This window comes from Kribbella endophytica (assembly GCF_054781295.1).
The window spans coordinates 1,403,793-1,428,004 of the sequence record NZ_BAAGUR010000002.1; the positions used below are offsets into that span (position 1 = coordinate 1,403,793).

The following is a 24,212-nucleotide window of genomic DNA, read 5'->3' on the forward strand; positions in this document are numbered from 1 at the left end:
GCCGGCCTCCCCGCCGTACCGACTGCTACTCGGGGTTGGCGTAGACCGGGGTCGCGATCGCGCGGGCCAGGGTGTGGAACGCCAGGTTGAAGCTGACCACCGCGGCGCTCGCCTCGTCGTCGACGTCCAGCTTCTCGACGTCGAGGGCGTGCACGACGAAGTAGTAGCGGTGCGCCGGGTCGCCGGCGGGCGGGGCCGCGCCGCCGAAGTTCTTCGTGCTGTAGTCGTTGCGGACGTGGAACGCGCCGTTGTCCAGCCGCGGCGTCGTCCCGGCACCGGCCGGCAGCTCGGTCACGTCGGCGGGCAGGTTGACCAGGATCCAGTGCCAGAACCCCGACGGGGTCGGCGCGTCCGGGTCGTAGCAGGTCACCACGAAGCCCTTGGTCTCCGCCGGGAACCCGCTCCAGCTGAGCTGCGGCGACGTGTTGCCACCGGCAAACACCTGCGCGTCGTCGAGCGTCTCGCCCGCGGCGAAGTCGGTACTGCTGAGCGTGAACGAGCCCACCGTGGGCAGCTTCTCGTACGGGTCCTGCGCGACCGGCCGTTCGAGCGACATCTGATGATCCTCCCGGGATCTCGCGTGTGGTGATTCCGACATTACTGGCCCCGTCCCACGGACTCCGGCCGGGGCGCGGCGGCAGAGATGCGAAGATCAGGGTTGGCCGCGTCCAGACGGCCGACGACGACGATGGAGGAACGCGGTGGACGAGATCCTGGCCCGGATCGAGCCGGCGGACGAGTCAGCAATGGCCGCCGCCACGCAGCGTCAGCAACTGCTGACCAAACCAGCAGGCTCACTCGGCGTACTGGAAGACCTCTCGATCCGCGTGGCGGGGATGACAGGGCCGGACGGCGCGCGGGCCTCAGGGCGCGGCGAAGCCGCAGCCCTCGGGGGCGCGGCTACCTCCTCAACCCCCACCGGATCTGGGCGCGGCGAAGCCGCAGCCCTCGGGGGCGTCGGCTCCTCCTCCACCCCCTCAGGTGTGCCGGCCGTTCCGGCTCCCGCCGTTGTGACTGTTTTTGCGGCTGACCATGGGGTGCACGCGCAGGGTGTCTCGCCCTGGCCGCAGGAAGTGACCGCCGCGATGCTGGCGAACTTCGCCGCCGGTGGTGCCGCGGTGAACGCCTTCGCGACCAACAACCGGGTCGACGTACGGGTGGTCGATGTCGGCGTCGCATCCGACGTGGACGAGCTGGACATCGTGCACGCCAAGGTCCGTCCCGGCACCCGCGACCTGTCCGTCGGCCCCGCGCTGACCGACGACGAGGTGCTGGCCGCCGTCTCCGTCGGCTTCGAGCTCGCGGACAAGCTCGTCCTCGACGGCTACCGCTGCCTGCTCACCGGCGACATGGGCATCGCCAACACAACGGCCTCCGCCGCGCTCATCGCCACGTTCACCGGCGCGACCGCCGACCAGGTCACCGGCCGCGGCACCGGCATCGACGACGCCACGCTCGCCCACAAGACCCGCATCGTCGAAGCCGCCCTCGTTCTCCACGAGGTCCCCGCCACCGAACCCCTGAAGGCCCTGGCGGCGTACGGCGGCCTCGAGCACGCCGCCCTCACCGGCTACATCCTCGGCGCGGCCGCGAACAAGGTCCCCGTCATCCTCGACGGCGTCATCGCCGGCGCAGCGGCGTTGGTCGCCCAGGCCCTGCACCCGTCATCCATCGACTACTGCGTAGCCGGCCACCGCTCAGCCGAGCCAGGCCACGCCGTAGCCCTCAAGTCCCTGGGCCTCCAGCCCCTGGTAGACCTCGACCTCCGCCTAGGCGAAGGAACAGGCGCCGTACTGGCCTACCCCATCCTGACCTGCGCAGTCCGAGCCCTAGCCGAAATGGCCACCTTCGAATCAGCGGGAATCGCCTCCGGCGACGAGGGCGCTGAGGCCGGCTCTGCCTCCACCGCACCCGGCGACCGCGCGAGCGCAGCGCCGGACGCGACCGGCGAGGAGACCTTCGCCAACTCCACGAACGCGACCGGCGAGGAGACCTTCGCCGACTCCACGAACGCGACCCACCTGGGAGGCGACGCGTGACCGAGCCCGCTCCGTACCTGTCCGGTCTCGTCCTCACCGATCGCCGCGTGGTGGTCGTCGGCGGCGGGGGAGTGGCCCAGCGCCGCCTCCCGCGCCTGCTCGAGACCGGCGCCCAGATCGACGTCATCTCACCCGCGATCACCCCCACCATCGAGGGCCTGCTCACCAACCCCGACCTCCGCTGGGTCGAGCGCGGCTACACCGCCGGGGACCTGGAGGGCGCCTGGTACGTCGTCGTCGCCACCGACGACCCCGCCGTCAACGACCAGGTCTCGGCCGAGGCCGAGGAGCGCCGCATCTTCTGCGTCCGCTCCGACGACCGCTCCCGCGCCACCGCGTGGACCCCGGCGTCAGGCCAGCACGACCACGTCACCATCGGCGTACTGGGAGCAGGCGACCACCGCCGCTCGGCCGCCGTACGCGACGCAATCCTCGAAGAGCTCCGCACCGGATCCCTCGGCGCCCGCGACTCGCTCGACAAACAACCCGGCGTCTACCTAGTAGGCGGCGGCCCAGGCGACCCCGACCTGATCACCGTCCGCGGCCGCCGGCTCCTCGCCGAAGCCGACGTGGTGGTCGCCGACCGCCTGGCCCCGCAGCAGCTCCTCGACGAGCTCCACCCCGAGGTCGAACTCATCGACGCCGCCAAACTCCCGCGCGGCCGCTCGGCCCAGCAGGAGGAGATCAACCGGATCCTCGTCGACCGCGCCCAGGCCGGCAAGCTCGTCGTACGGCTGAAGGGCGGCGACCCGTACGTCTTCGGCCGCGGCTTCGAGGAAGCCATCGCCTGCGCCGAGGCCGGTGTCACGTGGACGGTAGTCCCCGGCATCACCAGCTCGATCTCGGTCCCCGCAGTCGCGGGAATCCCGGTCACCCACCGCGGCGTCACCCACGAGTTCACCGTCGTCTCCGGCCACATCCCGCCGGACCACCCCGACTCCCTGATCAACTGGCAAGCCCTAGCGCAACTCTCCGGCACGCTGGTCCTCCTGATGGCCGTCGAGAACCTCCCCAAAATCACCGCCACCCTCCTGACCCACGGCCGCCCCGCCACCACCCCCGCCGCGGTGATCGCCGACGGCACCCTCCCGTCCCAGGAAATGGTCACCGCCGACCTAGCCACCATCGCCACCACAGCCCAGTCCGCCGGCATCGGCGCCCCAGCGATCGTCGTCATCGGCAACGTAATAGAGGTGTCCAAGCAGGTCCGCGGATGACGCACACCCCAGTACGCCGCCAGACGCATAGGCCGGAGCCGGCCGCCAGCCGAGCTGTCGCCCCGCACGGCGTCGGTCGGGTTGCCGGCCGGCGCGGCGCCGGTCGCCGGCTGGGACTTCGCGCACGCCGTCACGGCGTACTCGTCGAAGGCGCCCAAGTAGTGGTGTTCGAGTGATCATCGAGGTCGATCAGGCCGACGACCCACGCCTTTCCGACTACGTGCAGTTGCGCGAGGTCAACCTGCGGCGTCTGCTCGAGGAGGAGCACGGGCTCTTCATCGCCGAGGGCGACAAGGTCATCCGCCGAGCAGCCGAAGCCGGCTACGAGCCCCGCTCGTTCCTCCTCGCACCCCGCTGGCTGGAGACCTTGGCCGACGTACTGGAGAAGTGGCCCGAGGCACCGGTCTACCTCGTCACCGAGGAACTGGCCGAGCAGGTCACCGGCTTCCACGTCCACCGCGGCGCGCTCGCGTCGTACAAGCGCCAACCCCCGGCCGACCTGGACACCCTCCTGAACACGGCGGCCAACAGCCAGCCGGGCAGCGCCGCGACCGCCAGCACCAGCCGGATCGCGATCTTCGACGACATCGTCGACCACACCAACGTAGGCGCCGGCTTCCGCGCCGCCGCCGCGATGGGCGTCGATGCAGTCCTGGTGACCCCAACCTGCGCCGACCCGCTGTACCGCCGCTCGGTCAAGGTCTCGATGGGCACCGTCTTCCAGGTCCCATGGACCCGCCTGACGTCCTGGCCCGGCGACCTGGCCAAGCTCACGGCCCACGGTTACACCACCGCGGCCTTCGCCCTCACCGACGACTCGATCACCCTCGACGCCCTCACCGCCCGCCACGACGAGAAGCTGGCGTTGATCTTCGGCACCGAAGGCCACGGCCTCAAGCCCCACGTCCTAGCCGAGTCCGACCTCACCGTCCGCATCCCCATGTCCGGCGGCGTCGATTCCCTCAACGTAGCCTCCTCAGCCGCAGTAGCCTTCTACGCCACCCGAGTCACCCCGCAGCCCTAGCCGCCGCCCGCGCAGCCGGCGCCCTCGGGCTACCCCACCCGGGGCGCCCCTCAGCCGAAGGCGACGGTCGTGTGGCCGGGGGCTTCAGGCGACGATGGTGTGGCCTGCGGCTTCGAGGGTTGCTATGGCTTGGTCGAGGGAGGCGGCTGCGACGAGGACCAGGTCGGCCTGGTACGTCGAGGAGGCGAAGACCGACAGCCCTGCGTCTGCGAGCGGCTGGACGATCGCGGCCAGCATGCCTGGCTGGTCGAGGTCGTGGGCAGCGTGGTTGTAGAAGGCACGCCACGGCTCAGCTGAGCTGCCGTCAGCCAGCTCGGCGAGGACTGTGGTGCCCTCTGGCGTCCTCGACATTGCCCACCAATCGCCGCTCGGGATCTCCGGTGCTGCACCGGAATGGTGCTCGATGCTGAAGGTCGGCCGGAGGAGGGTCAGAGTCTGCGCTGGCATGAGCTCATTCTCCATCGACCACGGGCGGGCTCGTGTCGGCGGCCACCGGCAGGATGGAGTCGGCGACTACGGGCAGGATTGCGTCGGCTGCCTCGGCGGTGGTTGGGTCGAGCCCGTCGGGGTCGAGGGTGCTGATGACCACGGCGTACCGGTTGCCGATCAGCGAGTTGAGGATGGCGCCGGCCGAGTTCCAGGTCAGGGTCATGCCGCCCATCTGCAGGGTGCTCCGGTTGCGTTGCAGGTGGGCGTTCTGGGCGCAGACCAGGGTGCGGCCGCGGCGGTCCTCGAGGGTGCGGATGTCCAGCAGGTTCTGGGCCATGGTGACGTCGCGTACGGCGAGGAGCCCGGAGATGCGGGTGGTTTCGTCGGTCTGCTGGGCAGCCTGTCGGTGGTAGCGAAGCAGACCGAGGGCCGCGGTGCAGTGGGTGCGGGCTCGGTACCAGGCGGCGTGCGAGGTCGCGGCGATCAGCTCGGGTGCGCGGGTGTAAAGCGTGGTGAGCAGATCGTCGGCGATCGCTCGCAGGCGAACGGCCTCCGCGCTGGCGCCGATCGACATCGCCGAATTGAGGATCGCCTCCTGGCGACTCCACCGCTCATCGGGGCCGAGCAGACCAGCGAGATCGATGTGGTCTCCCAGATCGGCGAGGTCGAGATTCAGGTAGTCGAGGGCGTGTTCCAAGTACAAGCGCGGACTGGGCGCGCTGGTGCTTTCGGTCGGTGCATCGAAGCCGTGAAACGACAAGCGTTCGTCAGCCGGCAGACCCTGGTTGTACTCGCGCATCCAACCAACCAGTTGGCGGTTTGCTTCCACGTCGCCGAAGCCGTGGGAGAACCCGTCGCTCATCACCGCTTCGAGCGTCCCAACCCCATCCCGCACGAAGTCGTCAACCGCCAGCGCAGCAACGCGATCCGTCTCCAGAGCGATCGACCGAAAGCCCAGCTGCACAAGGGACCCAAACAGCTCGTTGCGGATCGGCCCGAAGGACGCATCCTGCGTGGGATGCGCCGGTTCACCAACAGCCAGCAGCTCACACGGCCCGGTCGCAAGCTCTCGAATGTCCTGTCTCATACGGCTCAATCATATTATTGAAGTGCTATGTAGAAGCTTTCATAAGAGTCCCAGCGGCGAACGACCGCAAAGTCTCAAACCGTCGATCGACCTGGGCCGATCGCTGGATAGCCTCCACCGCATGGGTGAGCTCGAGGCCTGGGTGACGGTCCGGCTCAGCGCACCCGCCGGCCTCAATGAAGCCCTGCTCAAGCGCGGCGCCGAGCTGGGCGACACGTACGACGTACTGGCGATGCCCCTGCCGGCCCACCTCAAGACGCCCGAGATTCCAGGACTCGAGCTGCGCTGGGCGACCACCTTCGAGGTCGTGCGGGACGTCAACGCCGTCGGGACCGTGATGTTCGGCGGGACCAGGGCGTCCGACGACGTCCTCACCCAGCGAGCGGCGGAGGAGCAGGAGAAGTTCGCCGCGGGAAGAGGAAGTGGGCTGGCCGCGTACCTCGACGGCGCGCCGGTTGCCATCGGAGCCATCGAGGTCGCTGATGGCGCGGCCCGGCTGTGGGGCTCCGGAGTGCTGGAATCGCACCGCGGCAAGGGGATCTACAGGGCGATGGTTGCCCAGCGCCTGGCGTACGCCGAGGAGCGCGCCGCCACAATGGCACTGTCGCAAGGAATCATCAGCACCAGCTCCCCGATCCTGCAGCGGCTCGGATTCGTTGCCTACGGCCAAGAACGCGCCTACCGGCTCCCGCTCACCGACTAAGCGGCGGAGTGCTCGCGCGGACGACCGGGTACGCCGGGACAATGCGCCGGGTTAGCTCGCTGTCCGCGGTTGTAGCGCGATAGATCGCTTCCTCGGCGACCGCGTTCAGCGCGACATGCACAGTCGTCAGCTTCGGTACGACGTCGCGCAGCGTGCTGATGTCGTCGAACCCGGCGACACCGATGTCCTCAGGGATTCGCAGCCCGCGCTCGCGCAGCCCGTCGAGGGCACCGAGCGCCATGTCGTCCGTGATCGCGAACACCAGTTGGAGATCGCGCAGTTCGTCGTCGGTCAGCGACAGCACGAAGTCGCGCGCACCGACCCAGCTGAAGTCGAGGTGTTCGACCCGCGGATCACTGACGCCGGAGTCACGCAGGCCCTCGACGAACCCCTCGACCCGTTGCTGCATCGACAGCAGGGGAGTGGCGATCCCGAGGACCAGGCAGCGGCGGTACCCGAGCCCGGCCAGCTCGCGCGCCAGCGACCGCGCACCTTCGTGGTTGTCGAAGTCGACCGTCTCGAACGGGAGATCGTTGCGGCTGATCAGTACGACGCGCCCGCCAGTCTCCTCGTACCGGCGCAGCTCGTCGACGAGCTCCTGCTCCGACGGCGGGTCGACGTACCCCGTCCCGGCGAGGATGATCGCGCGCGGTTGCTGGCCGCGCAGCTCGCGGACCAGGTCGAGCTCGCGCTCGGCGTGCCGCTCGGTGACGGCGATCGACACGTGCAGGCCGATCGCCTCAGCCTGCTTCATGATCTCGGCCGCCATCGCGGAGAAGTACGGGTCGGAAATCAGGCTGATCACCAGCGCGATCGTGCGCGAGGTGCCGCGGGCCATCGCCTGGGCCGGGAGGTTCGGGGTGTAGCCGAGCTGACGAGCCGCGGCGAGGACGCGTTCGCGATAGCTCTCGGCGACCTTGCGGGCGCTGCCGTTGAGCACCCGGGACGCCGTCGGCTGCGACACTCCGGCGTACCGCGCCACGTCGTCGAGCGTGACCGGGCGCTTGGACCCTGGGCCGCTCTGCATCGATGGCACCCGGGCAGCTTATCGACGAAAAGTGCTGGACGGGCGTGATGGGATTGGCCACATGCGGAAAGTCGTTCTGATCACCGGCATGCAGGCCGCGGGCAAGTCCACCATCGCGCCGCTGCTCGCGTCGCGCCTCGGCCCACCGGCCGCGACCCTCGACGGCGACGTCTTCCACAACGGCGTCGTCGCCGGCGCTGTCGGGATGACGCCCGATCCTTTGCCTGAAGCCGTTCGCCAGCTGGACCTCCGGTACGCCGCGACCGCCAAGATCGCCCAGCACTACGCCGACGCCGGCTTCGACTTCACCTGCTCCGACATCATCCTCGGCCCCGACATCGAACGCTGGTTCGCCGCGTTGCACGACGTCGAGCCCCACCTGGTCGTCCTCGTCCCGTCCGTCGACTCCATCGTCGAACGCGAACTGGGCCGCGGCTCCACGTCGTACCGGGACTGGCAGCCCGAAGGCGGCACCCTCGCCGACGCCGTCCGAGCCCTCCAGCAAGACCTCGCCATCACGCCCAAGCGAGGCCTCTGGCTCGACACCACCCACCAGACCCCGGCCGAAACCATCGAAGCCATCCTGGAGAACGACCTCAAGTCCTCGCGCTGGTAGCCGTCACACCAAGGGGTCGACACGCATCGGCTCGGGATGCACCCGCACCCACCCGGGCCGCACGGCCTCGATCTCCGTGGCGAACGCCGGATCGTGGCGATCCAGCCCAACGACCAGGAACCCGGTCTCCGAGTCCGGCCAGGTGACGCTGATCTGCCCATGCCCGGGACCCTCGGCCCGCATCGCCCGCACCTGCTTGCGCAGCCGCTCGATCTCCGCCGGCTCAGGCATCCAGCGACGCACCCGCAGGTGTTCCGGCCGGGAGAGCGTGGCCGCGAGCTCGTCGCGCGTGCGTCGTACGGCGGAGTGGTCGTGGAGCAGGACGACCAGGAGGACGTGGCCCGCGTTCGAGTCGTACGCGTCGTGGTCGACGAGCGCCTCGGCGCCGAGGGCGGGGTGCTGGGCGATCCAGCGCTCGATGACCGGGAGGTCGAGGTCGATCGTCGCCTGCTCGTAGGCCGACAGTTCGCGCATCTGTCCACGGTACGGGGTCGCGCGTTGACGGGGAGGGGTGGTGATTCTAAAGTCGAAGACAATCGTCTTTAGAAGGAGATCCATGAGCAGCTTTGTCATCGTCGGGGCCAGTCTGGCGGGCGCGAAGGCGGCCGAGACCTTGCGGGCCGAAGGGTTCGACGGGCGCGTCGTCCTGATCGGTGACGAGCGGGAGCGGCCGTACGAGCGCCCGGGGCTGTCGAAGGGGTACCTGCTCGGGAAGGACGAGCGGGACAAGTCCTTCGTGCACGACGAGGGCTGGTACGGCGAGCACAACGTCGAGCTGGTGCTCGGGGACCGGGTGACGGGACTGGATCGCGCCGCTCACGAGGTGTCCCTCGAGAGTGGCGAGCGGATCTCGTACAGCAAGCTGCTGCTCGCGACAGGAGTCTCGCCGCGGCGCCTGAAGGTCGACGGGGTCAAGCTCGACGGGATCCACTACCTGCGCCGGATCGGGCACTCGGACAAGCTGCGCGAGGCCATTCGCGCCGGCGGACGTGTCGTGGTCGTCGGCGCTGGTTGGATCGGGCTGGAGACTGCGGCCGCTGCGCGCGAGTACGGCTGCGACGTGACGGTCATCGAGCCGCAGGAGACGCCGCTTGCCGCCGCGCTCGGCGGTGAGATGGGTGCGTTCTTCGCGTCGCTCCACCTGCGCCACGGCGTCGACCTCCGGCTCGGGCAGTCCGTGTCCGGGTTCCGCGGGACCGACAAGGTCGAGGCCGTGCTCACCGAGGACGGCAGCGAGTACGCCGCCGACGTCGTCGTGATCGGCATCGGTGCCCGTCCGAACACCGAGCTCGCCGAGCAGGCCGGCCTGACGGTCGACAACGGGATTGTCGTTGACGCGTCTTTCCACACCGATGATCCCGACGTGTACGCCGTCGGTGACGTCGCGAACATCCAGAACCCCTTCTACGGCGAGCGTCTGCGCGTCGAGCACTGGGACAACGCACTGAACGGCGGCCCCGCCGCGGCGAAGTCGATGCTCGGCCAGGAGGTCAGCTACGACCACCTGCCGTACTTCTTCACCGACCAGTACGACGTGGGCATGGAGTACTCCGGCTGGATCGGCGGCGGCTACGACCAGCTCGTCACCCGCGGCGACGTCGAGAAGCAGGAGTTCCATGCGTTCTGGCTCTCTGGCGGTCGCGTCGTCGCCGGCATGCACATCAACCGGTGGGACGACGGCATCAAGCCGACCCAGGAGCTGATCCGCTCCAAGCAGCAGGTCGACCCCGAGCGCTTGGCCGACCCGGGGACGCCGCTGTCCGACGTACAGGCTTAGATACCGGACCGTTGCCCTCGTTGCTGAGGGCAACAGTTCACCGCTCGATGTCGTGCCAGTCCCCGTCGAACGGCTCCCGCAGTACTTGCACCCACCCAGGCCGAATCCCCTCCAGCTCCGCCGCGAACACCGGATCCCACCGATCCAGACTCACCTCGACCACCGGACTCGACTCGCTCGTCACACTGAAGGTCACCCGCGCAATCCCCGGCCCTTCCGCGTTCCGCAGCTGCATCACGGTCTGCTGCACCCGCCGCTTCTCGTCCGAGTCCCCGGTCCACTCCCACACCCGAAGCCGTTCCGGCGCACGCATCGCCGCGGCGAGCTCCTGCTCGGTACGCCGTACGGCATCACGATCCCGCAGATAAACCACAATCCGCGTCGACCCGTTCCCCGACAGAAACCCCAAGCAGTCCAGCACAACCTCAGCCCCCAACCCCGGCCGCGCCGCCACCCAAGCAATAACCACCGGCAGATCAACCCCAACCACCCGAGCCTCATACGGCGGCAGTTGCCGCATCACGAGGGCCCACCAAACGATTGCTCGTACGGCGGAAGCCCGCGCGACGCCAGCTCCCACACCCGCCGGCTCAGCACTTCGAGCTCGGGCAGGTCGAGCGTTGCCTGTTCGTACGGTGGTAGGGCGCGCATGGCGTCACCTCACGGGGAACCGGGGGTCTGCGTCGATAGTCTCACCGGCATGCGGTGGAGTCTCGGGGATTTCCGGTCACCTGTGCGGATGGTCGGGTGTCTGGCGGCGGCGGTGGTCGTGCTGAGCATCGGCGCGAACGCTGTGGTCGAGTTGGCTCGGCTGGACGGGCGGGGAGTGCGGGTGACGGCGACCGTGCTCGACGGGCCGTCGGCGGGGGTGCGGGCGCAGGGGTCGTTCACGGCGCGGTACGTCACCGCGTCGGGGGAGCAGATCACCACCGAGATCAGTCGGTACGACGTCGCGCCGAAGGCCGGTGACCAGGTAGAGGTCGTCTACGACCCGGGCGACCCGAAGGTCGCCAAGACCGTGGACGCGTGGGAGTCGCCATGGCTGCCGGGGATCGCGTACGGCGGCGGGGCCGCCGTACTGGTATTGATCGCCCTGCGCCGGCAAAGGGCTACTCGCTGACCGGCTGGCCCTCGTGCTCTTCGGGGTTGAGCATGGGGGAGATCGGCCAGTCGCTCGGGTAGTCGCCGGCGAGCTCCTCGGCCTCGGCGAACAGGCGGCGCTTGTACTTGCGGGAGAGGCGGTCGCCGAAGACCATGCCCTGGGTGTGGTCGGTCTCGTGCTGGAGGCAGCGCGCGAGCAGGCCGTCGCCCTCGTACGTGACGGGCTCGCCGTGCTGGTCGACGCCGCTGACCCGCGCGAAGTCGGGGCGCGCGCACTTGGTGAACGCGCCGGGCAGCGACAGGCAGCCCTCCTCGCCCTCGTCGAGCTGGCGGTCCTTGCCCTCGGGCAGGTCGATCGTCGGGTTGCAGACGACGCCCTGGTGGCGGTTGCCGTCCTTGTCCGGGCAGTCGAAGACGAACAGCTGCAGGTCGACGCCGACCTGGTTCGCGGCCAGCCCGACGCCCTCGGCCGCGTTCATCGTCGCGACCATGTCGGCGACCAGCTTCTGCAGGTCGTCGCCGAAGTCGGTCACGGGCTGGTTCAGCCGGTGCATGACGTCCTCGCCCCACCGCGTGATGGGCAGCACCGAACCGTTCGTAGGCAGCGTAGACATGCGGGAAATCCTAGCGAAGCACCGGCCGAGCCGAACGCCCGCCTAGGGTGTGCGCGTGGATCCCAAACTGACGCTGCACAACTACCTGCGCTCGGTGCGCGAGGCGATGCTGTGGAAGCTCGAAGGACTCTCCGAGTACGACGTACGCCGGCCGCTCACGCCGACCGGCACGAACCTGCTCGGCCTGGTCAAGCACCTGACGATCGTCGAGGCCGGGTACTTCGGTGACACGTTCGGGCGGCCGTTCCCGCAGCACCTGCCGTGGTGGGACGACGACGCCGAGCCGGAGGCCGACATGTGGGCCACCGAGGACGAGTCCCGCGACCACCTCACCGACCTCTACCGCCAGGTCACCGCGCACTCCGACGCCACGATCGACGCCTTGGAGCTGGACTCGATCGGCACCGTCCCGTGGTGGCGCGAGGGCGAGGTCACGCTGCACCAGATCCTGGTCCACGTCGTCGCCGAGACGAACCGCCACACCGGCCACGCCGACATCGTCCGCGAGACGATCGACAGCGCCGTCGGCCTCCGCGCGAGCAACCCGAACATCGAGGACCGCGACCACACCTGGTGGAAGAACCACCAGACAAGACTCCAGCAAGCCGCCGAAGCCTTCCGCTGAACACCTGTGCCCGTGCTCGAAGGAGAGCACGGGCACAGGTAACAAAGGTCAGGCCTTGGCGTTGACCTCGTCGCGCCAGGCGAGCCAGTCGCGGACCAGGCCGAGGTCGTAGTCCGGGCCGGAGGTGTGGATGGTGAACAGCCGGCTGCCGACGTCGTACAGCGCCTTGGCGGCCTCTTCCGGCTTCTTGTCGCCGACGGCGACCGAGCGCTCGATCTCGCCCGGGTTGCGGCCGATCGTCGCGCAGTGCGCGTCGAGTACGGCGTGCTTGTGCGCCATCGTCTCGGCGTCGCCGAAGCCGTGCCAGATGGTCGCGTGCTGGGCGACGAGCTTCAGCGTCTTCTTCTCACCGCCACCGCCGATCAGGACCGGGATGTCGCGGGTCGGCTTGGGGTTCAGCTTGGCCCAGCGCTGCTCGATCCGCGGCAGGGCCTCGCCGAGCGCGTCGAGCCGTCCGCCCGCCGTACCGAACTCGTAGCCGTACTGGTCGTAGTCCTTCTCGAACCAGCCCGACCCGATGCCGAAGATCAGCCGGCCGTTGCTGATGTGGTCGACGGTGCGCGCCATGTCGGCGAGCAGGTCGGGGTTGCGGTAGGAGTTGCAGGTCACGAGCGCGCCGAACTCGATCCGCTCGGTCGCCTCGGCCCACGCGGCGAGCATCGTCCAGGCCTCGAAGTGCAGGCCCTCGGGCTCACCGGACAGCGGGTAGAAATGGTCCCAGTTGAAGACTACGTCGACGCCGAGCTCCTCGACCTTGGCGACGGTCCGCCGGATGTCGTCGTACTGGGCGTGCTGGGGCTGGATCTGAACACCGATGCGAACCGGGAAGCTCGCATAGGGGCGATCGGTGGACTCAGTCGATGTCATGCCGAGAATTCTAACGGTCGTATCGGAGGACCCCTCCGGTACCCGGGACACCGTGACCCGCCGACTGCTCGGCGCGACCGACCCGCGATAGTTGCCGACCATGGACCTCCACGGACGTGTCGACCCGCCGTACATCGCCGACGAGATGGAGACGCTGCTCGGGTTCCTCGACTTCCAGCGGGGCACGTTCCTGTGGAAGTGCGAGGGGCTGACGCCGGAGCAGCTGGGGACGGCGGTCCTGAAGCCGTCGCCGCTGACGTTGCACGGGATGGTCCGGCACCTGACGGAGGACGAGCTCGGGTGGCTCGTCGGCCCGTTCACGGAGGGCCCGACGCCTTATCCGTACGGGTCCGAAGCGGTGCCTGGTGCCGCGTGGTCCGACCTGGACCCGGCCAAGTACGAAGAGGATGTCCAGCGCTACAAGGACTCCATCGACCAGGCCCGTACAGCGATCGCCGGGCTGCCGGGCGACCACGTCTGCGTCGACGAAGGAACGTCGTACAGCCTGCGCTGGATCGTCACGCACATGATCGAGGAGTACGCGCGGCACAACGGGCACGCCGATCTCCTCCGCGAACACCTGGACGGCGCGACGGGGGAGTAGCGGTCAGGCGGACTCCTGCGCGTCCAGGACCGTCGACGCGTGCTTGGCGGCCCAGTCGCCCAGCGCCTCGATGGGGACGAGCAGGTCGCGCCCGGCCTCGGTGAGCGAGTACTCGACCCGCGGCGGCGCTTCGGCGTACCGACGGCGTTCGACGACGCCGTTGTGCTCGAGGCGGCGCAGCGTGTCGGTGAGCACCTTCTGGCTGATGCCGCCGATCTTGCGGCGCAGGTCGCCGGGCCGGGCCGGGCCTTTGGACAGCGAGTAGATGACCACCATCGGCCAGGTCCCGCTGATCAGGTCGGCGGCGATCCGGGCCTGGCAGTCCGCGTAGAACTTCGTCACCGGTCCAGTGTGCACCCGGCAAAAGGCACCAGGAGGTGTGTTTCGTCCCGGCTAGCGTCACGGCCTCCAACACCTCAGGAGGAGTGAGCATGCGGATCGGGATCCTCGGCAACGGATTGATGGCGGAAGCGCTCGGTGGTCAGTGGGCGAAGGCGGGCCACGAGATCTTCGTCGGCGGGAGGTCGGTCGAGCGGGCACGGAAGGCCGCCGACCAGATCGGCTCAGAGGGCGGCACACAGCGGGAGGCAGTGCGGGCCGGCACCTTGCAGGAAGCCGCGGAGTTCGGCGAGGTCGTGCTGCTCGCCGTACCGGCTGAGGCGGCGGTCGCCACCGTCCAAGCACTCGACCTCGGCAACAGCACCCTGATCGACTGCACGAACGCGATCACCCACCCGGGCATCATGCTCGCCGTCGACGCGATGGCCGAGGCGATCAGCGAGTACGCCGGCCAAGCGCGCGTCGTGAAGGCATTCAATCTTGCGGCCGACTCCGTCTGGCGTCGCGCCCCGCTGCCCGGTCAGCCGCTCGGCGTACCGATCTGTGGCGACGACCGAGAGGCCCTCGACCAGGTCGCCCACCTGGTCCGCGACCTGGGCTGCGAGCCGGTGAACGCGGGCGGTCTCGAGCGTGCCCGGTTGCTGGAGGCAACGGCCGCGTTCGCGATCGGGATCTGGTTCGGCGGCGGGGACACGCGTGGACTGTTCCCACCGAAGGACCAAGCCTTCTAGGCTCAGGCCATGAAGTCGCGCATCGAGCCGGTCCGCTGGACGCCCCCGCCCGTACCGCCGACCCGGCAGGCCGCGCCGATCACCGTCGAGGTCGTGGCCGTACCGGGCGACGGCCCCGAGGACACGCTGATCGACGAGGACGGCAGCGTCCTGACCGGCCTGCGCGACGGCCGCATCCTGCGCGTCAGCGCGGACGGGCTCACGATCACCACGCTGGCCGACACCGGCGGGCGCCCGCTCGGTCTGGAGTGGCTGGCCGACGGCAAGGTTCTCATCTGCGACGCGAACCGCGGCCTGCTGACGATGGACCGCGACGGCCGCGTGACCACGCTGCTCGGTGAGATCGACGGCCAGCCGATGCGCTTCTGCAACAACGCGGACGTCACCGACGACGGCACGATCTACTTCACCAACTCGTCGACCCGGTTCGGCGTGCACGAGTGGATGGCCGACCTGCTCGAGCACTCGGCGACCGGCAGCGTCTACCGGCTCCGTCCGGACGGCGAGCTGACGCAGCTGGCGACCGGCCGTCCGTTCCCGAACGGCGTCGCGCTGAGCGGTGACCAGCGGACGCTGTTCTTCGCCGAGACCGCCGGCTACGGACTCTTCAAGCTCGACCTCACCACCGACGACGCCGTACCGGAACTCGTCGCGCCGATCCCGGGCCTGCCGGACAACATCTCCCGCGGCTCCGACGGCCTGATCTGGGTCGCGATCGGTTCACCGCGCAACACCGTGCTCGACACGTTGCTGCCGAAGGCGCCGGTCTTCCGCAAGCTCGTCTGGAACCTGCCCGACGCGCTCAAGCCGAAGCCCGCCGACATCATCGAGATCCAGGCGTACGACGACGCCGGCCACCTCGTGCACGACCTACGTGGCACGCATCCGCAGTTCCACATGCCCACCGGCGTCCGCGAGCGCGACGGCAAGGTCTGGATCAGCAGCCTCGGTACGACGACGATCGCGCACTTCCCGACCCCGACCCACTGAGTCGCCCCCTGATCGTTTGATGGGTTAACCCCGCACCTGCACTGTTGGCCCACCGAAATCCGGTGGGCCAAGGGGCAACTTGATGGGTTAACCCACCAAATGCGGTCGTCAGCCGATCTGCCAGGAGCGCTTCGACAACCCGTACCAGAACCCGTCGATCACCGTCTCCGCCGTACCGAGCGACTCCTCGGCCGCGCCCAGCGACACGAACAGCGGCGCGAAGTGCTCGGTCCGCGGGTGGGCGATCCCGGCCGCCGGCGCCTTGTGCAGGAAGTCGATCAGCGAGTCGACATCTTGCGCGGCGAGCGCCCGCCGAGCCCAGTCGTCGAACTCCACCGACCACCCAGGCGCCGGAGCTCCAGGGGAACCCGCCAGGTTCACCGCGCGCAGGTTGTGCGTCGTGAACCCGCTACCCACGATCAGCACGCCCTGGTCGCGCAGCGGCGCCAGCTTCCGCCCGATCGCGAACAGCGCCGCGGGATCCAGCGTCGGCATCGACACCTGCAGGACCGGGATGTCCGCGTCCGGGTACATCTCCTTCAGCGGCACGTAGGCGCCGTGATCGAGCCCGCGCGACGGATCGTCGTACACGGGAGTGCCCGGCACCTGCAGCAGCTTCCGCACCTGCGCGGCGAGCTCGGGAGCGCCTGGCGCGGCGTACTGGACCTGGTAGTAGCGGTCCGGGAAGCCCCAGAAGTCGTACAGCAGCGGCACGGTCTCGGTCGCGGCGAGCGTGAGCGTGAGCGGCGCCGCTTCCCAGTGCGCCGACACGATCAGGATCGCGGTCGGCCGCTCGATGCCCGCGGACACCGCCGCCAGCTCGGACGTCCACTCGTGGTCGTCGGCCAGCGGCGGTGCGCCATGGCTCAGGTACAGCACGGGGCTCTTCATGGGGGTCCACCTCTCGGAAGTCGTACCACTCCCAATGTAGTTGAACCCTCAATCTATTCCCAGCTCAGCCCTTCGGAGGCGGTACGACGTCGCGTGGCTGCGTCGGCTCCGGCACCCGGGTGCCGTCCTCGTCGCCGTTGCCGGTGACGACCAGCGAGAAGTCGTCGCCGTGCGCCGAGACACCCTCGATCACCGCGTTCTCGACCGCCTCGGTCCCGATCTCGCGCCGGAGCATCAACGGGTCGGTGCGCAGGTCCTTGGCCAGCGCGACCGCCAGCCCGACCATCACCAGCGCGAACGGCAACGCCGCGACGATCGTCAGGTTCTGCAAACCCTGCAACGCTTCGGCCCCACCGCCGCCGGCCAACAGCATCACCGCCGCGACCGCACCGGTCAGCACACCCCAGAAGACCACCAGCGGCTTCTTCGGCGTGATCGCTCCGCGCTCGGACAGCGTGCCCATCACGATCGAGGCGGCGTCGGCCCCGGAGACGAAGAAGATCGCGACCAGGAGGACCACCACGATCGTCGCGACCGACGCGAGCGGGAACGTGTCCAGCAACCCGAACAGCTGGCCCTCCGGCGTCGACTGCCCGGCGATGTCCGTGCCGTTGCGCTGGGCGTTGATCGCGGCACCACCGAACACGCAGAACCAGACCAGGCTCACCAGCGACGGCACCAGCAGGACGCCGGTGACGAACTGCCGGATCGTCCGGCCGCGGCTGATCCGGGCGATGAACATGCCGACGAACGGCGTCCACGAGATCCACCAGGCCCAGTAGAAGACGGTCCAGCCGGACAGCCACTTGGCCATCGCGTCGCCGCCGCTGGCCTCGGTCCGCGCCGCCATGTCGGCCAGGTCGCGGAAGTAGTCGCCGATGGCCGTCGGCACCAGGTTGAGGATCAGGACGGTCGGTCCGACCACGAACACGAAGACGGCCAGGACGACGGCCAGCACCATGTTGATGTTGGACAGCCATTGGATGCCCTTGGCAACACCGGAGACCGCCGACGCGACGAAGGCCGCGGTCAGGATCGCGATGATCGCGACCAGGACGCCGTTGCCGGCCTTGTCCATCCAGCCGAGGATCTGGACGCCGGAGCCGATCTGCAACGCGCCGAGGCCCAGCGAAGCGGCCGACCCGAACAGCGTCGCGAAGATCGCGAGGCTGTCGATCACCTTGCCGATCGGCCCTTCGGTACGACGGCCGAGCAGCGGCGCGAACGCCGAGCTGATCAGCTGCGAGCGGCCGCGCCGGAAGGTGCCGTAGGCAATCGCGATGCCGACGACGGCGTAGATCGCCCACGGGTGCAGGGTCCAGTGGAACAACGTCGTCGCCATCGCCGTCTCGAGCGCCTGCGACGAGCCGGCTTCGACGGTCCCCGGCGGGGGAGCGGTGAAGTGCGACAGCGGCTCGCTGACGCCGTAGAACATCAGGCCGATGCCCATCCCGGCGCTGAACATCATCGCGACCCAGGAGACGGTCTTGAACTCGGGCTGCTCGTCGTCGGCGCCGAGCGGGATCCGCCCGTACCGGCCGGCGGCCAGCCAGATCACGAAGACCACGAATCCCGAGGCCAGCAGGACGAACAGCCAGCCGGTGTTGTGCTCGACCCAGGTCAGCGCGCTGTCGGACGCCGTACCGAGACCGCCGGAGTCGGCGAATCCCCAGGCCACGAAGGCCAGGGCGATGACCGCGGTGACGCCGAAGACGATTCGGTCCAGCCCTGAGCCGCGACTTCGGCTGCCAGGTGGTGGTGGGGTGGCAAGTGCAGGGTGCTCGTTCTCGTGATCGGGGGACAGGTGCTGCTGATCCTCGATGTCGATCGCCACGGCTGCTACACGCCTCGCTTCGGCGCGCCTCCTGTTCAAGGGTGTCGGGGGGACTGCCTTACGACCGTGTCGAAGATCGTGGAGAAATGCAACTATCGTGTGGGCCCGGCCACATGTCGATCGTGCGGACTAGTGTGCGAGGCATGCGATTCGGAATCACGATCCTGCCCGAGTACCGCTGGAGCGAGGCCGCGCCGAAGTGGCGCGCGGCCGAGGAGCTCGGCTTCGACCACGCCTGGACCTACGACCACCTGACCTGGGGCGGCCTGCAGGACTCACCGTGGTACGGAACGACGCCGACACTGACCGCCGCCGCCCTCGTCACGTCGACGGTCAAGCTCGGCACCTTCGTCACCTCGCCGAACTTCCGTCACCCGCTCGCGCTGACCCGCGAGATCCTCGCCCTGGATGACATCTCCGACGGCCGCTTCCTGTGCGGCATCGGTGCCGGCGGCGGGATCGACACGACCATCCTCGGCGGTCCGGACCTCACGCCGCGGCAGAAGGTCGACCGGCTGACCGAGTTCACCGAGCTGCTCGACAAGCTGCTGACCACGGACGGTGTCGACCACCACGGCGAGTACTACGAGACCCGCAACGGCCGCACGCTGCCTGGTTGCGTCCAGCAACCACGCGTCCCGTTCGTGATGGCCGCGAACGGTCCGCGCTCGCTCCGCCTGGCGGTCAAGTACGGCGCCGGCTGGGTGACCACCGGCGGCAAGGGTGACGACCTGGACAGCTGGTGGGGCTCGGTCGCCGACCTCAGCCACCGGATGGACGACGTACTGGAAGGCCGTTCCTTCGACCGCTACCTGTCGCTGGACTCGACCGTCTACGCCCTGTCCAGCGCCGACGCGTTCGAGGACGCCGTCACCCGCGCCGCGAAGCTCGGCTTCACCGACGTGATCACCCACTGGCCCCGCCCCGAAGGCATCTACGCCGGCACCGAGGCGGTCCTGGAGCAGGTCGCCACCGAGGTCATGCCCCGCCTGCGCTAGCCCTTCCCGTTCTTGCTCGTACGACGGACGTACGCCGGCAGGATGTACCAGAACGCGAGGAACCAGACCAGGACGATCGCCACGACGACGATCGCGACCGTGCGGCTGAGGACGACGTCGAGGGCGAGCAGGACACCGCCGCACATCGCGGCGATCAGGAAGACCAGGCCGGCGCTGGCCAGGTGGTGCGCGATCGGGACGAGCCGGTCGCGCAGCCGCTGCTGGAACAGGATCCGGTGGAACGAGACCGGGGCGAGGAACAGCGCGACGGCCAGCGCGGCGGCGACCAGCGTGCCGGCGTAGACGTCGTGGGTGAAGGCGTCCGCGTCCTGGAACCGGTCCTGGAAGGCGATGCCGAGCAGGAAGGCGAACAGGATCTGCGTACCGGTCTGGGCCAGCCGCAGCTCCTGGAGCAGCTCGTTCCAGTGCCGGTCGAGCTGCTCGCCCTTGTCCTCGTCGTCACGGCTGTAGCTGGCGGCGCGGTCCTGCTCGGTCATCGGTCTCCTCAGGGGGCTGCTGTGGCCGAACTGGTACCCCGATTCAATCCCACCGCAATCGCGCGCGGAACAGCTCGGGGAACAGCGAACGGGCCGCCCACCGAAGTGGACGGCCCGCTCGTTTGCCGTGCTGAAGAGCTGATCAGATCCGGGGATCAGATCGGACGGATGTTCTCCGCCTGCAGGCCCTTCTGGCCCTGGGTGATCTCGAACTCGACGCGCTGGTTCTCGTCCAGCGAGCGGAAGCCCGAGGTCTGGATGGCCGAGTAGTGCGCGAACACGTCCGCGCCACCGTCATCCGGGGTGATGAAGCCGAAGCCCTTGTCAGCGTTGAACCACTTGACAGTACCGACAGCCATTTGTGTCTATCTCCTTGATGGCTTGTAACAAACCGCGACCCACACCTCATGGGCCACGTGTCGCCGAAAGGCCCCAGATAGACAGAACCGGCCATGCAGCACAGCGAAAGTCAATGGGAGTCCAAAACTGCAACGCGATAACTGTAGCCGATCTGGAGCCTCGTGGAAGGGGTGACCACGAACACGTGTCGCGTAAAGTTGCCGCCCGCCACGTTCTGTGACCGGGTCCTGACGGGCCTCACCGGCGGTCGCCGCGTCGTCCCGGAACCGCCGCAGGACAACGAAACCCCCGGCGACCTGCTGAAACGTCGCGGCACCTGCCGCTGTGAGCGTTTCCAGTCCGGGACAAGGTAGGACACCGATTCCTGTACGCCGGGTGATGGCGTTGGCGGTGGCGCCGAATTCGTCGGCGTGTCGCGCGAAGGTGGACAGAACCGGCCAGGTCCGGAAAGGTTTGGGCAGACCACGACCCGGGGAGTATTCGGTGTTTCTCAAAGTCAGCCGCAGTGGTGGATTCGCCGGATTGAAGACCAGTGGCGAACTGGACACCTCCGGTGAGCCCGACGCCGAGGTGCTCGAGGCGGTCGCCGTACGGCTGACCGAGCAACCGCCGGGCACCGGGCGTCCGCAGCCCGACCGGTACGTCTACCGGCTGGAGCTCACCGCCGGCGAGCGGGTGGCCGCGGTGGTCGTCGCCGAGCAGGATCTGGACCAGGACGCCGCCTGGTTGCTCGAACGGGTCCTCACGCAGGAGTAGGGCCCCCAGAACGAGCAGGGCCCCAGAGAGCGCGCTCTCCGGGGCCCTGGTCTCGCGTACCTACCGCCAGGCGATCTCAGGCGCGCGGTAGAAGTTCACGCTGAGCGCGTCCCAGCGCGAGCCCTGACCGGCCAGCCGGTCGGAGTACGTCGTCCAGTCCAGCGCGGAGGCCGGCGACCAGCCCAGCTCGGCGATGCCCGGCAGCCGAGGGAACGCCATGTACTCGAGCTTGTCCACGTCGTCCAGCGTCTCGGTCCACAACGGCGCCTCGACGCCGGCGATCGCGCTCTCCGGCAGGTTCGGGATCAGCGTCGACGGGTTCCAGTCGTACGACTTCTGGACGCTGACCAGACCGGCCCAGTCCTGCCCGATCGGCGTGCTCTCGTCGTACTTCATGTCCATGTACGCCCGGTTCGCCGGCGACATGACGACCTTCGCGCCCTGCGCCGCGGCCTTGCGGGCCAGCTCACGGGACCGGCTGTCGTCGGTGCCCCAGTACTGCGCGATGCTGCCCGGCGGGAGCGGCGTCTCGGCGATCTCCTGCCAGCCCATAACCTTCTTGCCCTGCTGGGTGACCAGCGCGGACGCCTTCGGGACGAAGGTCAGGTAGTCCGAGTGCGGCGTCGAGTGCGCCTCGTCGCCGCCCAGGTGCAGCACGCTGCCCGGGTTCTGCTCGGCGACCTCGCGGAACACGTCGTCCAGGAAGTCGTACGTGATGTCCTTACCGACGCACAGCGAGCTGAAGCCGACCTCGGTGCCGGTGTAGAGCGGGGGAGCGACGCCGTCGCAGTTCAGTTCGGCGTACGACGCCAGTGCCGCGTTGGTGTGACCAGGAGTGTCGATCTCGGGGATGACCTCCATGAAGTGGTCGGTCGCGTACTGGACCAGCGCGGCGTACTCCGCCTTGGTGTAGGAGCCGCCGGGCGTCCCGGTGGTCTCCAGGCTCCCGCCGTACGTCGTGAGCCGCGGCCAGCTGTCCACCTGGATCCGCCAGCCCTGGTCGTCGGACAGGTGCAGGTGCAGCTTGTTGAGCTTGTAGAGCGACGCCAGGTCGATGTAGCGCTTCACCTCCGCGACGGAGAAGAAGTGGCGGGACACGTCGAGCATGGCGCCGCGGTAGCCGTACCGGGGCGAGTCGGAGATCGCAGTACCGCTGATGCGCCACGGTCCGGCCTGACGGGTCTTCGACTCCGCCTTGGCGGGCAGCAGCTGCCGCAGTGTGGTCACACCGCGGAACAGGCCCTCCGGCGTAGCCGCTACGACGCTCAGGGTCGAGCGGTCCGCGCGCAGCTGGTAGCCCTCCGCGCCGAGCGAGGCAGGGCCGTTGGTGGAGAGCTTCACATCGACCAGGCCGGGGACGGCCGGGATGATCGGGAGCGGGTAGCCGGTCGAGCGGCGCAGCTGGCTGGTGAGCCCGTCGGCGACCTTCCTGGCCGCGCGGCTCTCCTTGGCGCTCGTCTCGAGGCCGACGAGGGACCAGGGCTGCAGGGCGAAGCTCTGGCCGGGCAGTGCCTGCTGGTTGGAGGGCTTGGGGATCAGCGAGGGCGCAGTGCTCGCAGCGGGCTGCGGCTGGCCCGTCGGCTCGGCTGAAGCGGGCGAGGTGGCTAGGAGTGGGGTCGCCAGCAGGGCGGCTGCGGCGAGTCCGGCCAGGGTGACCTGACGTCTGGGGCGGGCGAGTCGTGTCATGACCGGAAGTGTTCGTCCGCTCACAGCGGGAGTCAAGACTTTCCGACAACTCCCTGCGTTAGTAGTGGTGAGCCACGGCCAGCGCGCGGGGGACGTAGGCCGCGCCGAACATCACCACGTGGGTCAGCAGCGGGTGCAAGCGGTGCAGGTCGACGCGCTCGCGCCAGCCGTCGGCCAGCGGGTGCGCCTCGTCGTACGCGCGCAGGACGCGCTCGACCTGTGGCATGCCGAACAGCTCGAGCATGGCCAGGTCGGTCTCCCGGTGACCGCCGTGCGCGGCCGGGTCGATCAGGTGGACGCCGTCGGCGCACCAGACGACGTTGCCGGACCACAGGTCGCCGTGCACGCGGCTGGGCCGTTCCGTCGGGTCGTCGTACGCGCCTGCTTCCAGCTTGTGGCAGAGGCGTTCGAAGACCTTCAGGTGGGCGCTGTCGATCGTGCCGGCGTCGTACGCCGTCCGCAGGTACGGCCGGAGGCGCAGGTTGGCGTAGAACGCGCCCCACGTGTCCAGCGGGTCGAGGCTGTGCGGCAGCTCGATCGTGCCGATGAAACCGTCGGTGTCCCAGCCGTCCGGCGGTACGCCGTACCAGCGGGCGCCGGCAGCGTGCGTGACGGCCAGGAGCCGGCCGAACTCGTCGGCGGCCGCACCGGTCGGCGGGACGGTGTCCAGGTGTGGTGTGGTCATGCTGGTCGCGGTGACCTCGAGCGGCGGCGCGACCGGGACTCCGCCGGGCACGGCCAGCCAGCGCAGTCCGGCGGCCTCGACCTCGAAGAACCCCGGCGGGGCGTCATGCCGGTGCTTCACGAACGCGGCGGGCGGCCTGGTCATGGGCGCACTCTGCCAGGTCCGCGGGCGCCGGATCACCCTGACGTGGAAACCATGCGTGTCGGAAGGTGCGCGATGGGCCGGTGACCTGTCATGGTGTTCCGGGCCTTCTGACCAGGACGGGCCCAACTCCTGACAAGGAAGCTGGAGGACAGATGACGCAGGTGGCAGAGCAGCCGGGCAGTACCGCCGGGCGGCTCGGCTCGGTGGTGCTGGACTGCCCGGACCCACTCGAGCTCGCCCGGTTCTACTCGACGCTGTTCGGTCTGGAGATCGACGAGCACGGTGACGACGACTGGCGCAGCCTCAGCGGCCCCGGTTCGACGCTCGGCTTCTCGTCGCTCGCCTTCCGGCGCTCGGAAGACTACGTACCGGCCACCTGGCCGGGCACCGACGCCCTCGAGCTTCACCTCGACCTGATCGTCGAGGACCTGTCCAGCGGCCACGCGGCCGTCGTCGCCCTGGGCGCCGAGCCCCTGGACCCGGTCGACGCCCCGCCCGCCGAGAACGCCCGCGGCTGGCGCGTCTACGCCGACCCGGCCGGCCACCCGTTCCGGATCTGCCTGGAGTGACC

30 protein-coding genes and 1 pseudogene are annotated in these 24,212 nt (G+C 69.2%); 15 read left to right on the forward strand and 16 right to left on the reverse strand.

Going from position 1 to position 24,212, the window contains the following annotated elements; translation table 11 throughout:
* Positions 1-25 precede the first annotated feature (25 nt).
* Positions 26-556 carry a YbhB/YbcL family Raf kinase inhibitor-like protein gene (locus ACYVIO_RS24990; RefSeq protein WP_460653296.1) on the reverse strand — a complete coding sequence of 177 codons (531 nt, stop codon included), beginning with the start codon at positions 554-556 and terminating at the stop codon, positions 26-28.
* A 145-nt stretch (positions 557-701) separates the two neighbouring features.
* On the opposite strand from ACYVIO_RS24990, the pseudogene cobT reads away from it, so the two are divergent.
* From cobT to ACYVIO_RS25010, 4 genes and pseudogenes are all read left to right on the forward strand, one after another.
* Positions 702-1,859: pseudogene (gene cobT / locus ACYVIO_RS24995) on the forward strand (nicotinate-nucleotide--dimethylbenzimidazole phosphoribosyltransferase); the annotation flags it as partial.
* Between the two features lie 176 nt (positions 1,860-2,035).
* The gene (gene cobA / locus ACYVIO_RS25000) at positions 2,036-3,256 is read left to right on the forward strand and encodes a uroporphyrinogen-III C-methyltransferase (protein ID WP_460653297.1); all 1,221 of its coding nucleotides are present in this window, start codon (positions 2,036-2,038) and stop codon (positions 3,254-3,256) included.
* Positions 3,253-3,432: a hypothetical protein gene (locus tag ACYVIO_RS25005; protein ID WP_460653298.1), complete on the forward strand. Its 180-nt coding sequence runs from the start codon at positions 3,253-3,255 to the stop codon at positions 3,430-3,432. Before cobA ends, ACYVIO_RS25005 begins: the two co-directional genes overlap by 4 nt.
* Positions 3,429-4,280: a TrmH family RNA methyltransferase gene (locus ACYVIO_RS25010; protein WP_460653299.1), complete on the forward strand. Its 852-nt coding sequence runs from the start codon at positions 3,429-3,431 to the stop codon at positions 4,278-4,280. The genes ACYVIO_RS25005 and ACYVIO_RS25010 overlap by 4 nt, the downstream gene beginning before the upstream one ends.
* A gap of 84 nt (positions 4,281-4,364) precedes the next feature.
* Here ACYVIO_RS25010 and ACYVIO_RS25015 read toward each other — a convergent pair whose 3' ends face one another.
* Together ACYVIO_RS25015 and ACYVIO_RS25020 are read right to left on the reverse strand one after the other, a co-directional pair.
* On the reverse strand, positions 4,365-4,727 hold the full coding sequence (locus ACYVIO_RS25015; protein ID WP_460653300.1) for an ACT domain-containing protein: 363 nt from the start codon (positions 4,725-4,727) through the stop codon (positions 4,365-4,367).
* 4 nt (positions 4,728-4,731) lie between these two features.
* Complete coding sequence (locus tag ACYVIO_RS25020; protein ID WP_460653301.1) at positions 4,732-5,796, reverse strand: erythromycin esterase family protein; 1,065 nt, start codon at positions 5,794-5,796, stop codon at positions 4,732-4,734.
* 121 nt (positions 5,797-5,917) lie between these two features.
* Between ACYVIO_RS25020 and ACYVIO_RS25025 the strand changes: the two genes are divergently transcribed.
* On the forward strand, positions 5,918-6,499 hold the full coding sequence (locus ACYVIO_RS25025; RefSeq protein WP_460653302.1) for a GNAT family N-acetyltransferase: 582 nt from the start codon (positions 5,918-5,920) through the stop codon (positions 6,497-6,499).
* Here ACYVIO_RS25025 and ACYVIO_RS25030 read toward each other — a convergent pair.
* Complete coding sequence (locus ACYVIO_RS25030) at positions 6,489-7,526, reverse strand: LacI family DNA-binding transcriptional regulator (protein ID WP_460653567.1); 1,038 nt, start codon at positions 7,524-7,526, stop codon at positions 6,489-6,491. The genes ACYVIO_RS25025 and ACYVIO_RS25030 overlap by 11 nt on opposite strands.
* A gap of 61 nt (positions 7,527-7,587) precedes the next feature.
* On the opposite strand from ACYVIO_RS25030, the gene ACYVIO_RS25035 reads away from it, so the two are divergent.
* Entirely contained in the window at positions 7,588-8,142 is a 555-nt protein-coding gene (locus tag ACYVIO_RS25035) for a phosphotransferase-like protein (RefSeq protein WP_460653303.1), read from the forward strand.
* Positions 8,143-8,145: 3 nt separating this feature from the next.
* Here ACYVIO_RS25035 and ACYVIO_RS25040 read toward each other — a convergent pair whose 3' ends face one another.
* Entirely contained in the window at positions 8,146-8,616 is a 471-nt protein-coding gene (locus ACYVIO_RS25040; protein WP_460653304.1) for a hypothetical protein, read from the reverse strand.
* 82 nt (positions 8,617-8,698) lie between these two features.
* Between ACYVIO_RS25040 and ACYVIO_RS25045 the strand changes: the two genes are divergently transcribed.
* Positions 8,699-9,919 (forward strand): NAD(P)/FAD-dependent oxidoreductase, encoded by a 1,221-nt coding sequence (locus tag ACYVIO_RS25045; RefSeq protein ID WP_460653305.1) that lies wholly within the window; start codon positions 8,699-8,701, stop codon positions 9,917-9,919.
* A gap of 37 nt (positions 9,920-9,956) precedes the next feature.
* Here ACYVIO_RS25045 and ACYVIO_RS25050 read toward each other — a convergent pair whose 3' ends face one another.
* Both ACYVIO_RS25050 and ACYVIO_RS25055 read right to left on the reverse strand, forming a co-directional pair.
* On the reverse strand, positions 9,957-10,409 hold the full coding sequence (locus ACYVIO_RS25050) for a hypothetical protein (protein ID WP_460653306.1): 453 nt from the start codon (positions 10,407-10,409) through the stop codon (positions 9,957-9,959).
* Positions 10,410-10,438: 29 nt separating this feature from the next.
* On the reverse strand, positions 10,439-10,570 hold the full coding sequence (locus tag ACYVIO_RS25055; RefSeq protein WP_460653307.1) for a hypothetical protein: 132 nt from the start codon (positions 10,568-10,570) through the stop codon (positions 10,439-10,441).
* Between the two features lie 49 nt (positions 10,571-10,619).
* Here ACYVIO_RS25055 and ACYVIO_RS25060 point away from each other — a divergent pair, with 49 nt between their 5' ends.
* Entirely contained in the window at positions 10,620-11,039 is a 420-nt protein-coding gene (locus tag ACYVIO_RS25060; protein ID WP_460653308.1) for a DUF3592 domain-containing protein, read from the forward strand.
* Here ACYVIO_RS25060 and def read toward each other — a convergent pair.
* On the reverse strand, positions 11,029-11,634 hold the full coding sequence (gene def / locus ACYVIO_RS25065) for a peptide deformylase (protein WP_460653309.1): 606 nt from the start codon (positions 11,632-11,634) through the stop codon (positions 11,029-11,031). The genes ACYVIO_RS25060 and def overlap by 11 nt on opposite strands.
* A gap of 55 nt (positions 11,635-11,689) precedes the next feature.
* Between def and ACYVIO_RS25070 the strand changes: the two genes are divergently transcribed.
* Positions 11,690-12,259: a DinB family protein gene (locus ACYVIO_RS25070; RefSeq protein ID WP_460653310.1), complete on the forward strand. Its 570-nt coding sequence runs from the start codon at positions 11,690-11,692 to the stop codon at positions 12,257-12,259.
* A 48-nt stretch (positions 12,260-12,307) separates the two neighbouring features.
* On the opposite strand, the gene ACYVIO_RS25075 is transcribed toward ACYVIO_RS25070, so the two are convergent.
* Positions 12,308-13,126: an LLM class F420-dependent oxidoreductase gene (locus ACYVIO_RS25075; RefSeq protein ID WP_460653311.1), complete on the reverse strand. Its 819-nt coding sequence runs from the start codon at positions 13,124-13,126 to the stop codon at positions 12,308-12,310.
* A gap of 100 nt (positions 13,127-13,226) precedes the next feature.
* Between ACYVIO_RS25075 and ACYVIO_RS25080 the strand changes: the two genes are divergently transcribed.
* A complete protein-coding gene (locus ACYVIO_RS25080) occupies positions 13,227-13,730 on the forward strand; it encodes a DinB family protein (protein ID WP_460653312.1) in 504 nt (167 codons plus the stop codon).
* A gap of 3 nt (positions 13,731-13,733) precedes the next feature.
* On the opposite strand, the gene ACYVIO_RS25085 is transcribed toward ACYVIO_RS25080, so the two are convergent.
* Positions 13,734-14,072 carry a winged helix-turn-helix transcriptional regulator gene (locus ACYVIO_RS25085; protein WP_460653313.1) on the reverse strand — a complete coding sequence of 113 codons (339 nt, stop codon included), beginning with the start codon at positions 14,070-14,072 and terminating at the stop codon, positions 13,734-13,736.
* An 89-nt stretch (positions 14,073-14,161) separates the two neighbouring features.
* Here ACYVIO_RS25085 and ACYVIO_RS25090 point away from each other — a divergent pair, with 89 nt between their 5' ends.
* Positions 14,162-14,800: an NADPH-dependent F420 reductase gene (locus ACYVIO_RS25090; protein WP_460653314.1), complete on the forward strand. Its 639-nt coding sequence runs from the start codon at positions 14,162-14,164 to the stop codon at positions 14,798-14,800.
* Between the two features lie 9 nt (positions 14,801-14,809).
* Positions 14,810-15,790 carry an SMP-30/gluconolactonase/LRE family protein gene (locus tag ACYVIO_RS25095; protein ID WP_460653315.1) on the forward strand — a complete coding sequence of 327 codons (981 nt, stop codon included), beginning with the start codon at positions 14,810-14,812 and terminating at the stop codon, positions 15,788-15,790.
* Between the two features lie 108 nt (positions 15,791-15,898).
* Here ACYVIO_RS25095 and ACYVIO_RS25100 read toward each other — a convergent pair whose 3' ends face one another.
* Positions 15,899-16,681: a dioxygenase family protein gene (locus ACYVIO_RS25100; protein WP_460653316.1), complete on the reverse strand. Its 783-nt coding sequence runs from the start codon at positions 16,679-16,681 to the stop codon at positions 15,899-15,901.
* A gap of 64 nt (positions 16,682-16,745) precedes the next feature.
* On the reverse strand, positions 16,746-18,515 hold the full coding sequence (locus tag ACYVIO_RS25105) for a BCCT family transporter (protein WP_460653317.1): 1,770 nt from the start codon (positions 18,513-18,515) through the stop codon (positions 16,746-16,748).
* 143 nt (positions 18,516-18,658) lie between these two features.
* On the opposite strand from ACYVIO_RS25105, the gene ACYVIO_RS25110 reads away from it, so the two are divergent.
* Complete coding sequence (locus ACYVIO_RS25110; RefSeq protein WP_460653318.1) at positions 18,659-19,513, forward strand: LLM class flavin-dependent oxidoreductase; 855 nt, start codon at positions 18,659-18,661, stop codon at positions 19,511-19,513.
* Here ACYVIO_RS25110 and ACYVIO_RS25115 read toward each other — a convergent pair.
* Positions 19,510-20,010 carry a DUF6328 family protein gene (locus ACYVIO_RS25115; protein WP_460653319.1) on the reverse strand — a complete coding sequence of 167 codons (501 nt, stop codon included), beginning with the start codon at positions 20,008-20,010 and terminating at the stop codon, positions 19,510-19,512. The two genes, ACYVIO_RS25110 and ACYVIO_RS25115, sit on opposite strands and share 4 nt — an antisense overlap.
* 155 nt (positions 20,011-20,165) lie before the next feature.
* A complete protein-coding gene (locus ACYVIO_RS25120; protein WP_012921273.1) occupies positions 20,166-20,369 on the reverse strand; it encodes a cold-shock protein in 204 nt (67 codons plus the stop codon).
* Positions 20,370-20,853: 484 nt separating this feature from the next.
* Here ACYVIO_RS25120 and ACYVIO_RS25125 point away from each other — a divergent pair, with 484 nt between their 5' ends.
* Positions 20,854-21,126, forward strand: coding sequence for a protealysin inhibitor emfourin (locus tag ACYVIO_RS25125; RefSeq protein ID WP_460653320.1), 273 nt, complete (start codon positions 20,854-20,856; stop codon positions 21,124-21,126).
* Between the two features lie 60 nt (positions 21,127-21,186).
* On the opposite strand, the gene ACYVIO_RS25130 is transcribed toward ACYVIO_RS25125, so the two are convergent.
* Together ACYVIO_RS25130 and ACYVIO_RS25135 are read right to left on the reverse strand one after the other, a co-directional pair.
* The gene (locus ACYVIO_RS25130) at positions 21,187-22,812 is read right to left on the reverse strand and encodes a beta-N-acetylhexosaminidase (protein WP_460653321.1); all 1,626 of its coding nucleotides are present in this window, start codon (positions 22,810-22,812) and stop codon (positions 21,187-21,189) included.
* Positions 22,813-22,870: 58 nt separating this feature from the next.
* Positions 22,871-23,641 carry a fructosamine kinase family protein gene (locus ACYVIO_RS25135; protein WP_460653322.1) on the reverse strand — a complete coding sequence of 257 codons (771 nt, stop codon included), beginning with the start codon at positions 23,639-23,641 and terminating at the stop codon, positions 22,871-22,873.
* Positions 23,642-23,793: 152 nt separating this feature from the next.
* Here ACYVIO_RS25135 and ACYVIO_RS25140 point away from each other — a divergent pair, with 152 nt between their 5' ends.
* Complete coding sequence (locus ACYVIO_RS25140) at positions 23,794-24,210, forward strand: VOC family protein (protein WP_184794550.1); 417 nt, start codon at positions 23,794-23,796, stop codon at positions 24,208-24,210.
* Positions 24,211-24,212: the final 2 nt, after the last annotated feature.